Below are 13540 nucleotides of genomic sequence, written 5' to 3' on the forward strand. Positions count from 1 at the left end.
TGAGGCATCTCGAACTCAAATACCCTTCAAGGAACGGCAGTTCGACAACAGGATAGCTTCCTCATACCCCTAGGCGTCCTCTTGTTCCGAATGGCTCGGTTGCGTCTGTGGTTTCCGCCAGGATGTCGCGGAAATCGCGTATTCGAGCCAAAGGGATCCCAGAATGAGAATGACCGACATACCGCTGGACTGGCTGGTCCCCGGAGTCTTGCTGCTCGTCGGGGTGCCGGTGGTCGCGGCGCTGGTGGTGCGGGGCAGGCGAGCGGCCGCCCGGTCCGTCGGTGAGGACTCCTGGGAACGCAGCGAGGAGCGCCGGCGCCGCAAGGAGACGGTCTTCGCGTCGGCCTCCTATCTGCTGCTGTTCTGCTGTGCGGCGGTCGCGGCTGCACTGTCCTTCCATGGGTTGGTCGGCTTCGGCGTGCAGAACCTCAACCTCTCCGGAGGCTGGGAGTACCTGGTGCCGTTCGGGCTCGACGGCGCGGCGATGTTCTGTTCCGTGCTCGCCGTGCGGGAGGCCAGTCACGGTGATGCGGCGCTCGGTTCGCGCATGCTGGTGTGGACGTTCGCGGGCGCGGCGGCGTGGTTCAACTGGGTGCATGCGCCGCGCGGCCTGGACCACGCGGGCGCCCCGCAGTTCTTCGCCGGGATGTCGCTGTCGGCGGCGGTCCTCTTCGACCGGGCGCTCAAGCAGACCCGCCGGGCGGCGCTGCGCGAGCAGGGGCTGGTGCCCCGTCCGCTGCCGCAGATCCGGATCGTCCGCTGGCTGCGCGCTCCCCGTGAGACCTTCGGGGCCTGGTCGCTGATGCTGTTGGAGGGCGTACGGACGCTGGACGAGGCGGTCGAGGAGGTCCGCGAGGACCGGCGCGAGAAGGAGCAGCACCGTCTCCGCAGGCGCGAACAGGGCAAGCTCGACCGGGCGCGCATCAAGGCCATCAACCGGCAGCACCGCAGCTGGGGCCGTGGTGGTGGTCGGCAGCTGGCGGTGACGCAGGCGGCAACGGCCTCCGCGGAGGTGGCCGGCCCCGACCCCGCCATAGCCGGCGACGCCGAGCCGCCGCTCACCGGGGAGCTGCCGCTGCACGCCCGTCCGGCCCTCAAGGCCGTGTCCGGCGCTGAGGCCGAGGGCGCCACGACCGCGGACGGGCCCCGGCGGACCGTGGATCTCACCGCCGAGGACGACACCCAGACCATTCCCCGTCTGGACTCCCTGGAGGAGAAGTTGGCCGAGATCGAGCGGCAATTCGGCTGACCGGCGGCGGACCGTGCCAATCGGCACCCGCGCCCATGGGTCAGGCCGGTCCGCCGCGCAGTTCGAACCACACGCTCTTGCCGAGGCTTTCGGCACGTATTCCCCAGGCGTCGGCTAAGGAGCGCACCAGCATCAGGCCCCTCCCGGAGGTGCCGTCGGTGGTCGGGGCGCGTGGCTCGGGACGGCCGGGAACAAAGTCCCGCACCTCCACCCGCAGCCGGTCGCTGACCCTGGCCGTGACCACGGCTCCGCCCTCCGCATGTACCAGGGCGTTGGTGACCAGCTCACTGGTGAGCAGTGTCGCGACCTCCGTGAGTTCGCCGTCCCCCGGCGCCGACCAGCGGCTGAGCAATTGGCGCAGCTCCCGGCGCACCTCGCCGACCGCCTTCAGATCCGCATGCCGCACCTTCCGCTCCAGTACACCCGGCGCTCGTGCGGCGATTCCCCCGTTCCGGCTCCCCTCAGCCGATTCCTGCTGTCTGTCCCGCTCTTCGCGTCGCACAGGCTGACGCATTTTCTCCCCCGCCCCCAACGAACTTCGGCGCTCTGCCTCGAACAGCCTCACGGTCAGCATGCCCATCGGATCTGCCGCCATGCTTCCGCCCGCCGGGCCGCCGGGGCGCGCCACGCGCGCCGGGTGGGCCGGGCGGCGCCCAGTGGGTATGCCTGACTCGTGCCTGCCGTGGAACCCCGGCCGGGACCCGGACGACCGGAGCACTCCCCCGGCAACGGCAACCGACGGGCCCCCGCCCGCGCCCTGGCGGCGTCGGGGAGTACGAGCGTGAGGAGCCGCTGTGCACGACGACCGACTGCTGGTGGAGGGGCGTCTGGAGAGGGCGCTGGGGCAGTTCATCCGGCCCGCGCAGTACGCGGCGCGGGTACCACTGCGGCTTGACGTCTGGCATGTGCCGCGCAGCGTCGTCGACGGCCCGGAGGAGGAGGCGGCGGCGGCGAGCGCTCGGGGAACGGTGCCGGTGGGCGACGCGCTGCAAGCCCCGTACGAACCCTTCGCGGTCGGCGAGCCCTGGGGGCCGCCGTGGTCCACGAGCTGGTTCCGGCTGGCGGGAGAGGTGCCCCAGGAGTGGGCCGGGCGACGGGTGGAGGCCGTCATCGACCCCGGCTTCAGCGGGGACGGGCCCGGGTTTCAGGCGGAGGGTCTTGTCCACGACGCCGAGGGCGTGCCGATCAAGGGCATCCATCCGCGCAACCGGCATGTTCCCGTCGCCGCGCCGGCCCGCGGTGGGGAGGAGGTGCGGCTGCTGCTGGAGGCGGCCGCGAATCCGGCGGTGCTGCGGGATTTCCGCCCCACCGGCCTCGGCGATGTACGCACCGCGACCGAGCGTCCGCTGTACCGCTTCGCCGCGGCGGATCTCGCGGTGCTCGACGAGACGGTCTGGCAGTTGATCCTGGATATCGAGGTGCTGTCGGAGCTGATGCACGAGCTGCCCGCCGACGGTTCGCGCCGGCACGAGATCCTGCGGGCGCTGGAGGACATGCTCGACGCCCTCGACCTGCATGACGTCGGTGCCACCGCGGCCGCGGGGCGGGACGCGCTGGCGGACGTCCTGGGTCGCCCGGCCGCGGCGAGCGCCCATCGCGTCTCGGCCGCCGGACATGCGCATATCGACTCCGCCTGGCTGTGGCCGCTGCGCGAGACGGTCCGCAAGGCGTCCCGTACCTTCGCCAATGTCACCCAGCTGGCCGAGGAGTACCCGGAGTTGGTGTTCGCCTGCTCCCAGGCGCAGCAGTACGCCTGGGTCAAGGAGCACCAGCCGCACATCTGGGCGCGCATCAAGGAGGCTGTCGGCAGAGGGAATTGGGCGCCGGTCGGCTCGATGTGGGTGGAGTCCGACGCCAATATGCCCGGCGGTGAGGCGCTGGCCCGGCAGCTGGTGCACGGCAAGCGCTTCTTCCTGGAGGAGCTGGGGGTGGAGACCGAGGAGGTCTGGCTGCCCGACTCCTTCGGCTATACCGCCGCGTTCCCTCAGCTGGCGCGGCTGGCGGGGGTGAAGTGGTTTCTGACCCAGAAGCTGTCGTGGAACCAGAGCGACAAAATGCCGCACCACACCTTCTGGTGGGAGGGCATCGACGGCACCCGGGTCTTCACGCACTTCCCGCCGGTGGACACCTACAATTCCCGGCTGGCGGCAGGTGAACTCGCCCACGCGGAGCGCAACTTCGCGGACAAGGGCCGCGCCACCCGCTCCCTGGTGCCCTTCGGCTGGGGTGACGGCGGTGGCGGACCGACCCGCGAGATGCTGGAGCGGGCCCGCAGGCTGCGCTCCCTGGAGGGCTCCCCGCGTGTCGGGATCGAGCCGCCGGCCCGGTTCTTCGAGTCCGCCCACGCGGAGTACGGGCCGGCGGCACCGGTCTGGTCGGGGGAGCTGTACCTCCAGTTCCACCGCGGCACCTACACCTCGCAGGCGAAGACCAAGCAGGGCAACCGGCGCAGCGAACACCTCCTGCGCGAGGCGGAGTTGTGGGCGGCGACGGCGGCGGTGCGGGCGGGGGACGGCGGCTACGCCTATCCGTACGACGCCCTCGACCGCCTCTGGAAGACCGTGCTGCTGCACCAGTTCCACGACATCCTCCCGGGGTCGTCCATCGCCTGGGTGCATCGCGAGGCCCGTGACACCTATGCGGCGGTGGCGGCCGAACTGACCGGAATCATCGAGACGGCGCTCGGGGCGCTCGGGGCACTCGGGGCACCCGGGGTGCTGGAGGGCGAGGAGACGGCGGCGGCCGGGGTGCCCACGGTGTTCAACGCCTCGCCCTACGGCCGGGACGAGGTCGTCGCGCTGCCGGCGGCCACGGAGGCGGGCGGGACCACCGAGGTTGCGGTGCATGTCCCCGCGCTCGGCTCGGCCGCCGTCCGCCCGGCCGGTCCGGCATCCGCCACCCCGCCGCCCGCGCCCGTACAGGCGGACGGCGACGCCGGCGGCACCGTCACACTCGGCAACGGGCTGCTGCGGGTGGTCATCGACGCCGACGGTCTGCTGGCGTCCGTACGGGATCTGCACGCCGGGCGGGAGGTGCTGGCGCCGGGCGCCCGCGGAAATCTGCTGCAACTGCACCCCGACCACCCCAACAAGTACGACGCCTGGGACCTCGACCGGCACTACCGCAACCGGCACACCGATCTGACCGACGCCGAGTCGGTGGAGCTGACCGCGGCCGGGCCGCTGTCCGCGACGGTACGGGTGACCAGGGCGTTCGGCGCGTCCCGGATCGCCCAGGAGCTGACCCTGCGAGCGGGCTCACGCCGCCTCGACATCCGCACCGACATCGACTGGCACGAGTCGGAGAAGGTACTCAAGGCCTCCTTCCCCCTGGATGTGCACGCCGAACGGTCCACCTCCGAGGTGCAGTTCGGTCACGTACACCGCCCCACCCACACCAACACCAGTTGGGACGCGGCCCGCTTCGAGATCTGTGCGCACCGATGGCTGCGGGTCGCCGAGCCGGGCTACGGCATCGCACTGCTCAACGACTCGACGTACGGCCACGACGTCACCCGCACCCCGCACCCGGAGGGCCTGGGCACGACCGTCCGGCTCACCCTGCTGCGCGCGCCGCACAGCCCCGACCCCGGGACCGACCAGGGCACCCACCGCTTCACCTACGCGTTGCTGCCGGGCGCCGGGACCGGCGACGCGGTCGCCGAGGGGCTGGCGCTCAACCTGCCGCTGCGGACCGCCGTCGTGCCGCCCGTCCCCCCGCTGATCCGTGTCGACCACCCGGCCCTCACGGTCGAGTCGGTCAAGCTCGCCGAGGACCGCAGCGGCGATGTGGTGGTGCGGCTGTACGAGTCGTGCGGCGGACGCGCCGGCGGCACCCTCTCCCCCGGCTTCCCCGTCGAACGGGTCACCGTCACCGACCTGTTGGAGCGGCCGGTGCACGACGAGGAGCAAGGGCCGACCTCGGAGGTGTCTGTGGAGCTGCGTCCGTTCCAGATCCTGACGCTCCGGCTCCGGCCGCAGCACCCGCCCGGTGCCTGAACCGGCCGCGGGCGCAGCCGGGCGCAGTCAGGCGCAGTCGGGCGCAGTCGGGCGCAGTCGCGATGCCGCTATTGTCGATCGGTCAGCGGTGCGTTTTCGTGAGGGCTCCAGGGGGCGGGGAATGAAGTATTCCGGGTTATTCGCATGGGTACGGCACGCCGACAACTTCAGGTACAGCCATGGCGCCCTCCCGGGAACGATCGGAACCATCGCCGTTCTTCTCACCGCCGTTGTCGTGGGCTTCGCACTCCACCGTGTCGACGGCATCCGCCGCCTCCGCCACGCGGCGCCTGCCGTGGCGATCGCCCTCTTCACCGCCGGGGTGGTCTGGCTCGCCGGCGGCTGAGGTGCCCTCGCGCCGCGCTAAATCCTGGGAATGTTCCGCAAGTTGGAGCGGGCCATCTGCAGCATCCGGCCGACGCCGCCGTCCAGCACCATCTTGCCGGCCGACAGGGCGAAGCCGGACACCATCTCGGCGCTGATCTTCGGCGGGATGGACAGGGCGTTGGGGTCCGTGACGATGTCGACCAGCGCCGGTCCCTTGTGCTTGAAGGCCTCGCGCAGTGCGCTGCGCAGATGCTTGGGCTTCTCCACCCGGATTCCGTGGGCCCCCGCCGCTCGGGCGATGGCCGCGAAGTCCGGGTTGCGGTAACCCGTGCCGTACGACGGCAGCCCGGAGACCAGCATCTCCAGTTCCACCATGCCCAGCGCGGAGTTGTTGAACAGCACCACCTTCACCGGCAGGTCGTACTGGACCAGGGTGAGGAAGTCGCCCATCAGCATGGAGAACCCGCCGTCGCCCGACATCGAGACGACCTGGCGCCCGCGGTCGAGGAACTGTGCGCCGATCGCCTGCGGCAGCGCATTGGCCATCGAGCCGTGGCTGAACGAACCGATCACCCGGCGGCGGCCGTTGGGGGTGAGGTAACGGGCCGCCCAGACATTGCACATACCGGTGTCGACGGTGAAGACCGCGTCGTCGGCGGCCTCTTCGTCCAGGACCGAGGCGACGTACTCGGGGTGGATCGGCAGGTGCTTCTCGACCTTGCGGGTGTACGCCTTGACCACGCCCTCCAGAGCCTCGGCGTGTTTCTTGAGCATCCGGTCCAGGAACCGGCGGTCCGTCTTCGGCTGCACCTTGGGCATCACACCGCGCAGCGTCTCGCGCACATCGCCCCAGACGGCCAGGTCGAGCGGGGAGCGGCGGCCCAGGTGTTCGGGGCGGACATCGACCTGCACGATCGTGACGTCATCGGGCAGGAACGCCTCGTAGGGGAAGTCCGTGCCGAGCAGGATCAGCAGGTCGCACTCGTGGGTGGCCTCGTAGGCGGCGCCGTAGCCGAGCAGTCCGCTCATGCCGACGTCGAAGGGGTTGTCGTACTGGATCCACTCCTTGCCGCGCAGCGCATGGCCCACCGGGGCCTTCACCCGCTCGGCGAATTCCATGACCTCGGCGTGCGCGCCCGCCGTACCGCTGCCGCAGAACAGCGTGACCTTGCCGGCCTCGTTGATCATCCGGGCCAGCTTGTCGGTCTCGGCGTCCCCGGGGCGCACCGACGGGCGCGCGGTGACCAGGGCGTGTTCGATGGTGCGCTCGGGGGCCTGCTCGGCGGCGATGTCGCCGGGGAGGGAGACGACCGCGACGCCGCTCCGCCCGATGGCGTGCTGGATCGCGGTCTGCAGCACCCGCGGCATCTGCCGGGTGCTGGAGATCAGTTCGCTGTAGTGGCTGCACTCGGCGAACAGCCGGTCGGGGTGGGTCTCCTGGAAGTAGGTGGTACCGATCTCGCTGGAGGGGATGTGGGAGGCCAGCGCGAGGACCGGGGCCATGGAGCGATGGGCGTCGTACAGGCCGTTGATCAGGTGCAGGTTGCCGGGGCCGCAGGAGCCGGCGCAGGCCGCGAGGGAGCCGGTGAGCTGCGCTTCCGCCCCGGCGGCGAAGGCGGCGACCTCTTCGTGACGGACCTGGATCCAGTCGATCGCGGAGTTCCGCCGGATGGCGTCCACCACCGGGTTGAGGCTGTCGCCGACGACACCGTAGAGCCGCTGTACGCCCGCTCGCACGAGGATGTCCACGAACTGCTCGGCCACGGTCTGCTTCGCCATGTCGTGCTCGCTCCTTCGACGAGTGGGCGGCTGCCCGCCGGCGTGGTGGGTGCCGCTCCATCATGAACCCATGGGGCGCAGCGGCGCGCCTCCGCTGTACCTCCCGGCTCGCCTCCCCGCCGCACCTCGCCGTCCGGTCCGCGCCGGGATCCCTGTGCCGACCGCGCTACGACTCCCACACCCCCACGGCCGTACGGTCCTTCGGGTGGTCCTCGGCCGGCAGTTGCGCGGTGGTGAGGAAGTCCACCAGTCCCGGCGGTCCGTGGGCGGACCACCGGTCGGCCAGCCGGGCGGCGAAGGCGGGCTCCTCCCGCAGCGGTTCGGCGAGACCCGCGGTGCACAGCAGGAGAGTGTCCCCCGGACGGGCGAAGGCCGTCCGGAAGAGGAACGGCTCGGGTCGTGCCGGGCTGCCGTTCGGGTGCGGGTCGTGGGCCGGGGCGGGCCCGAGCAGTTGGCCGGTGCCCGCCGCCTTTCCCGTGAGGTGGTCCGTCCCGGCGGGCTCCAGGTCCTGCCAGGCGCCGTCGCGCAGCAGGAAGAGACCGCCCGGGCCGACACCGAAGAACACCCGGGTACGGCAGTCCGGGTCGGCGGGCAGCAGCAGACAGCGCAACGCGGCCGGGTGCCGCTCCGGTGGGGCGCCCCGCTCCGCCGTCCGGCCGCGGAGTTTGCCGTAGCTGCGGTCGGTGAGCCGTTGCAGCCCGGATTTGAGGGCACCGCGACGGTCCGTCCTGATGTCCTCCGCCAGTCGGGTGTAACTGCGGCCGACCGCGCCGCCGATCCAGGTACAGGCGTCCCGGGCGGCACGGTGGGCGCCCTCGGCGGACAGCCGGCCCGTGGCGACGGCGACCAGGATCAGGGCGTGCCGGCCGGCTCCGAAGCGGGCGGTGAGCAGCGCGTCCCGGCGTATGTCGCCGCGGCGGCGGGCGGCGTCACCACGCTGTGAGGCGGCACGCAGGGTCAGTGAGCCGTACCGGGCGCCGTCCAGCGTGGTGTCCGGCACCAGGTCGTCGAGCGTGGCCGGGTCGGCGGCGGGCAGTTCGCCCGGTTCGGCCCCGGGCGAGGGCGGCCGGTCAGCGGCGGGGCCGGCGGTGGCGGGGGGTGGGGCGGTGTCCCGGGGTGTGCGGGGCGGTGGGGCGGCTCGCCCGTCGGTGGGCGGTGGGGTGCCCCGCGGGGTGCGGGGTGATGGGGCGGCTCGCCCGTCGGTGGGCGGTGGGGTGCCCCGCGGGGTGCGGGGTGATGGGGCGGCTCGCCCGTCGGTGGGCGGGCGGTTGTTCGGCGGGCGGTCGGTCGGCGCGCGGTCGGTGGGCGGGCCGTCGACAGGAGGGCGGTCGGAGAGCGGGAGGCCGGGGGACGGGCGATCGGCGGATGGCGCGTGCCTCCCGGGCCCGGTGGACTGCGGCGGGATCGGTGCCGACGGCTCGGGTGGGGAAGGTGCGGGCCCGCCCGGCGGTTGCCACGGCTCGGGCGGGGAGGGGGCGGCCCGGCCCGGCGGTCGCCACGGTGGTGGGTCGGCCGCACCGCGATCCGGGGGCTCTTGCGGTGCCGGATCAGCCCGCCCCGGCCCTCTCAGTGTCCGCAGCGCCGACTCGACCCGGTCATCGAGGGTGTCCCGAGCTCCGGACGGGCCCACATCGGACGGACCTCCATCGGACGGGCCGGCGCCGGACAGGCCGGCATCGGACGGGCCCGCATCGCACACCGCGCCGCGGCCCGAGGCGCCCGCGCCACCGCCCGCGCCGCAGTCACCGCCGCCACCACCGCTGCCGTCGCCGTCGCCACCACCGCTGCCGTCGCCGTCGCCGTACAACTGCCGCCACCAGTCGTCCTCGTGGCGCCGAGCGGCTCCCTGCTGATTCATGGGCCGTATTGTCCCCGGACGGCCACGACCGAGCCAGGGCGCGAAAGAGCGTCCACCGGGCGGCCGGCCTCCTTCGGGTGATGGTCCGCCGGAATGCGGCGGCTGACGCGGGTGGCGGGTGCGGACTCAGGCCCGGCGGGCCGGAGGGCCATGGGTGTCGGCCGGTTCGCCCTCCGGCGTTGTCTGTTTGCCGGGTGACGCGGAAGGGGCGGGGCTGACGGCGAAACACCCGCCGGGTACGCCCGGTCCGGCCGGCCGGCAAGCGCTTCCGGGTCGCGTCCGGCACGCTGGGCCCATGAGAGTGTGCAGCGTACGAGCCGTCATGGGGCGTGCGCCCGCCGGGAGTGAGGCCGGCGCGTGAGCGAGGGCAGCGGGCGGGCCGGGAACAGCAGCCGGCGGGCCAGGAGAAGGGGCCTGCCCGGCCAAGGCGGGCCGGCCGGGCGATATGGGGCCGGCGCATGAGTGTGTGGCAGTTGGTCGCGGTCGGCCTGGTGATGCTGCTGGGGCTGCTCGGGGTGCTCGTGCCCGGCATCCCCGGGCCGCTCATCGTCTGGGCGGGTGTGCTGTGGTGGACACTGTCCGAGAAGTCTTCCCTCGCCTGGGTGGTGCTCATGGGCGCCACCGCCCTGCTGCTCCTCAACCAGACGCTGAAGTGGCTGCTCCCGGTCCGGAATCTGCGGGCCGCGGGAGCGCCGTACCGGGCGCTGTTCCTGGCCGGGGTGGCCGGCATCGTGGGGTTCTTCGTGATCCCGGTCATCGGCGGCCCGCTGGGCGCCGTCGGCGGCCTCTACCTGCTGGAGCGGGTCCGGCTCGGCAGCCATGGCGATGCCTGGGCCTCGACCCGCACGGCCATGCGCGCCATCGGCCTGAGCGTGCTCATCGAGCTGTTCGCCTGCCTGCTGGTCGTCGGCGCCTGGGCGGGCGCGGTGGCGGCGGGCTGAGACGTCAGCAGGTGCGGCGCGCCGCAGTCTCATCCGGTCCGGACGTCCACGGTGCAGGCAGGCAGGCCCGCCATCGGGGACGGCACCTCCGCCGCCGGATGAGGCGCCGCCGACCTGGCCCCCTCCCCTGCTCGATAAGGCTCCGACAGCCCGGGCCCCGTCACCGCTCCCGCCACCGCTCCCGCCACCGCTCCCGGTGCCTCTGCCGTCAGCATCTCCCCCGCCGGCAGCAGTCCGGCGTGCCACAGATGGTGCAGGGCGTACGCACCCCAGGGCCGCCACCCGGCGGCCGGGTCCACCGTCCCGTAACCATCGCCTTCCCCATCCCCATCCCCACCCCCGTTCCCGTCGCCATCACCGTGCCCCTGCCCGTGCCCGTTTTGCTCCTGGCCCCTCCCCTGCGACGCCACCCCCACATCAGGGTCGCCCAGCGCGCGCATCCTGATGTAGGCGGCCGCCCGCGGGCCGACCCCGGGCAGCGTGGCGAGCGCTCGCTCGGCGGCGCCACGGTCCGTGCCCACGTCCAGCAGCACCGCGCCGTCGGCGAGTGCGGTGCACAGCGTACGGACCGGCTCCGCGATCTCCCCGCCGGTCAGCTCACCGGGCTCGGGGAAGAGGTGGGTCAGCCCGCCGTCCGCCGCATCCAGCGGGGTGCCGTACCTCCGCACCAGCGCGGCGGCCCGCTCCGGCGGGCCACCGAGCACGGTCCGTACCGCGAGTTCGGCGGCGTCCGCCGCGCCCGGTGACCGCAGCCCGGGCCGCTCGGCCACCAGCGGACCGAGCAGCGGATCCGTGCCGAGCCGTTCGGCCACCGCATACGGATCGGCATCCAGGTCGAACAGCCGGCGGATCCGCTGCACGGCCGTCGGCAGATCGCGCAGATCGGCCAGCCGCAGTCGGCACTCAAGCCAGCCACCGCCGGCCCCGCGCGCCGCCGGGCACACCAGGCCCGCCGGCGGCCGGCGCCGCCCGGCGGGCCCAATGGGCTCGTCGACCTCGGCGATCCCGCTGCCGTGGGTGAGGCGCAGCGTACGGCGGTAGGTACGCCCGCCACGTGACCCGCGTACCTCCTCGATGCCGGGCACCGCCCGCACCTGCAGAAAGTCGAAGATCTCGGCCGCCGCATACGGCCCCCGGTAGGCCAGCCGCAGCGGAAGCCCGGCGGACGCCGGAACACCCCGGACGCCGGCTCCTTCCGGCCCGCCGGCTCCTCCCGGCCCGGTTCCGCCCCCGCTTCGCACGGAGCCGCGAGCGCCACCCCCACGACCGACGCTGCCGCCACGGCCGACGCCACCCCCACGACCGACGCTGTCGCCGCCCCCACGTGCGGTTCCGCTCCCGCGCCCGGCCGCGCCCCCACGCCCGGCCGCCGCCCGCAGCTCGCTGGGCGTGCCGGCATAGATCTCCCGCATGGTGTCGTTGAACTGCCGGATGCTGGCGAACCCGGCCGCGAACGCCAGTTCGGTGACCGGCAGCTCCGTGCTCTGCAACAGGACCCGGGCGGTGTGCGCGCGACGGGCCCGCGCCAGCGCCACCGGCCCCGCGCCGAGCTCCGCGGTCAGCTGCCGCTGCACCTGACGTGAGCTGTACCCCAGCCGCCGCGCCAGCCCACCGACGCCCTCGCGGTCGACCACGCCGTCCCCGATGAACCGCATGGCCCGGCCCACCAGATCGGCACGCACATTCCACTCGGCCGACCCCGGCACGGCATCCGGCCGGCACCGACGGCAGGCCCGGAACCCGGCCGCCTGCGCGGCGGCGGCCGACGGGAAGAACCGCACATTCACCCGCTTGGGAGTGACCGCGGGACAGCTCGGCCGGCAGTAGATACCGGTCGTCGCCACCGCGAAGAAGAATTCCCCGTCGAACCGCGCGTCCCGGCTGGACACCGCTTCATACCTCGCCTCGTCGTCCCTCACCCCTTCAGTCTGTGCCGCGCCCGGCCCTCTGACCGGCGGGAATCGGACATGGCGTTGACGGGGGGGGGAGGGCCGGCCCACGACCGGCGCCACCCCGCCCTCGCCATGCCCTCCCCCTGCCCCGGGCCGCCCCCGACCCCAGGCCTCCCCCGCCTCACCTCACCGCACGTCGCCTCACCTCTGCGGCCCCCGCTTCCGCTCCATCATGTGCCGCCCCAGCGCCTGCTTCTGCTTCCAGTCCCGGCGGATCTCGGCGCGCAGCCGGGCGTCCGTCTTCGCCACGATGCGCTGGTTCTCCCGCAGCAGCTTGCGGTAGCTCTCCAGCCGCCGCACGGGCAACTCCCCGCTCTCGACGGCCTCTTGCACCGCGCAGCCGGGCTCCGCCTCATGCGCGCAGTCGTGGAAGCGGCATCCCTCGGCCAGCGACTCGACATCCGAGAACGTCCGGGCCAGCCCGGCCCCCGCATCCCACATCCCGACGCCGCGCAGCCCCGGCGTATCGATCAGCACGCCACCGCTGGGCAGCACCCGCAGATCCCGGGTGGTCGTGGTGTGCCGCCCCTTGCCGTCCCGGTCGCGGATGGCCTGCACCAGCTGCACCTCCTCACCGAGCAGGGCATTGGCCAGCGTGGACTTCCCCGCACCGGACTGCCCCAGCAGTACGGACGTGTCCCCGGCGAGCACGGCGGAGAGCACATCGATCCCCTCACCGGTCGCCGAGCTGACCGCCAGCACCTGCACCCCGGGAGCCGCGGACTCCGCATCCGCGACGAGATGCGCCGACGTGTCCGGCCCTCCGGCCAGATCCGCCTTCGTCAGCACCACCAGTGGCTGCGCCCCGCCTTCCCAGGCCAGCGAGACGAACCGCTCGATACGCCCGAGGTCCAGCGCATCGGCGAGCGACACCGCGATCACCGCATGATCGACGTTCGCGGCAAGGATCTGTCCCTCGGAACGCTTGGACGACGCAGACCGCAAGAACGCCGTACGCCGCGGCAGCAACGCCCTGACGACACCGTCGAGGTGGTCACCGGTCAGCCCGTTCTCCAGGTCGATCACGGCCCAGTCACCCGTACACGGCACCCGCATCGGATCACTTGTCGCCACGAGTGCGGTATCCGCCAGCACGGTCCGGACGCCCTCGGCCTCGCTCTGGGCCTCGGGCACGACGACATCCACCCGCCCGCGGTCCACGCGGACGATACGGCCGGGCACGAACCCCTGCCCGGCATAGGGGGTGAAACTCTCCGCGAACCCGTCGTCCCAGCCATAGGCGGTCAACGGATGCGCAGCAGAAAAATCGAGGTCGAACAACGGGATGACCCTTCAGGAAGAGCGGTCCCGGCTCCGCGCACCACGCGCGGGAAGAAGGAAAGGTCAGTCAGCCGGAGACCACAGGGGCGGGATGGATGAGCTTCCGGTTCCGGGCAGCACCCGGCGCAATGACAGTCATCACGGTCCTCACCTCC

Annotated in this window: 9 protein-coding genes; 4 read left to right on the top strand and 5 right to left on the bottom strand. The window is 73.0% G+C overall.

Translation table 11 applies throughout. From position 1 onward, the window contains the following. Nucleotides 1–163 precede the first annotated feature (163 nt). Entirely contained in the window at nucleotides 164–1249 is a 1086-nt protein-coding gene (locus ACGFR7_RS24055; RefSeq protein WP_393322780.1) for a DUF2637 domain-containing protein, read from the top strand. A gap of 40 nt (nucleotides 1250–1289) precedes the next feature. Here ACGFR7_RS24055 and ACGFR7_RS24060 read toward each other — a convergent pair whose 3' ends face one another. After that, entirely contained in the window at nucleotides 1290–1667 is a 378-nt protein-coding gene (locus ACGFR7_RS24060; RefSeq protein WP_393323013.1) for an ATP-binding protein, read from the bottom strand. A 376-nt stretch (nucleotides 1668–2043) separates the two neighbouring features. Between ACGFR7_RS24060 and ACGFR7_RS24065 the strand changes: the two genes are divergently transcribed. Next, nucleotides 2044–5247 carry an alpha-mannosidase gene (locus ACGFR7_RS24065; RefSeq protein ID WP_393322783.1) on the top strand — a complete coding sequence of 1068 codons (3204 nt, stop codon included), beginning with the start codon at nucleotides 2044–2046 and terminating at the stop codon, nucleotides 5245–5247. Nucleotides 5248–5368: 121 nt separating this feature from the next. Further along, nucleotides 5369–5593, top strand: coding sequence for a hypothetical protein (locus tag ACGFR7_RS24070; protein WP_393322786.1), 225 nt, complete (start codon nucleotides 5369–5371; stop codon nucleotides 5591–5593). Nucleotides 5594–5610: 17 nt separating this feature from the next. Here ACGFR7_RS24070 and ACGFR7_RS24075 read toward each other — a convergent pair whose 3' ends face one another. Together ACGFR7_RS24075 and ACGFR7_RS24080 are read right to left on the bottom strand one after the other, a co-directional pair. Then, on the bottom strand, nucleotides 5611–7353 hold the full coding sequence (locus ACGFR7_RS24075; RefSeq protein WP_393322789.1) for a pyruvate dehydrogenase: 1743 nt from the start codon (nucleotides 7351–7353) through the stop codon (nucleotides 5611–5613). A 166-nt stretch (nucleotides 7354–7519) separates the two neighbouring features. Further along, nucleotides 7520–9211 carry a protein phosphatase 2C domain-containing protein gene (locus ACGFR7_RS24080; protein ID WP_393322791.1) on the bottom strand — a complete coding sequence of 564 codons (1692 nt, stop codon included), beginning with the start codon at nucleotides 9209–9211 and terminating at the stop codon, nucleotides 7520–7522. Between the two features lie 458 nt (nucleotides 9212–9669). Here ACGFR7_RS24080 and ACGFR7_RS24085 point away from each other — a divergent pair, with 458 nt between their 5' ends. Next, on the top strand, nucleotides 9670–10152 hold the full coding sequence (locus ACGFR7_RS24085) for a DUF456 domain-containing protein (protein WP_393322794.1): 483 nt from the start codon (nucleotides 9670–9672) through the stop codon (nucleotides 10150–10152). 29 nt (nucleotides 10153–10181) lie between these two features. Here the strand turns inward: ACGFR7_RS24085 and ACGFR7_RS24090 are convergent, their stop codons facing one another. Both ACGFR7_RS24090 and rsgA read right to left on the bottom strand, forming a co-directional pair. Further along, nucleotides 10182–12071: an AlkA N-terminal domain-containing protein gene (locus ACGFR7_RS24090; RefSeq protein WP_393322797.1), complete on the bottom strand. Its 1890-nt coding sequence runs from the start codon at nucleotides 12069–12071 to the stop codon at nucleotides 10182–10184. A 174-nt stretch (nucleotides 12072–12245) separates the two neighbouring features. Continuing rightward, entirely contained in the window at nucleotides 12246–13385 is a 1140-nt protein-coding gene (rsgA, locus tag ACGFR7_RS24095) for a ribosome small subunit-dependent GTPase A (RefSeq protein ID WP_393322800.1), read from the bottom strand. Nucleotides 13386–13540: the final 155 nt, after the last annotated feature.

The organism is Streptomyces sp. NPDC048516 (assembly GCF_043199875.1).
Classification (GTDB): domain Bacteria; phylum Actinomycetota; class Actinomycetes; order Streptomycetales; family Streptomycetaceae; genus Streptomyces.

What these genes read in the sequence shown, in the direction of transcription:
- ACGFR7_RS24055 (WP_393322780.1), top strand. Translation starts at nt 164, where the DNA reads ATGAGAATGACCGACATACCGCTGGACTGGCTGGTCCCCGGAGTCTTG.
- ACGFR7_RS24070 (WP_393322786.1), top strand. Translation starts at nt 5,369, where the DNA reads ATGAAGTATTCCGGGTTATTCGCATGGGTACGGCACGCCGACAACTTC.
- ACGFR7_RS24075 (WP_393322789.1), bottom strand. Translation starts at nt 7,353, where the DNA reads ATGGCGAAGCAGACCGTGGCCGAGCAGTTCGTGGACATCCTCGTGCGA.
- ACGFR7_RS24080 (WP_393322791.1), bottom strand. Translation starts at nt 9,211, where the DNA reads ATGAATCAGCAGGGAGCCGCTCGGCGCCACGAGGACGACTGGTGGCGG.
- ACGFR7_RS24085 (WP_393322794.1), top strand. Translation starts at nt 9,670, where the DNA reads ATGAGTGTGTGGCAGTTGGTCGCGGTCGGCCTGGTGATGCTGCTGGGG.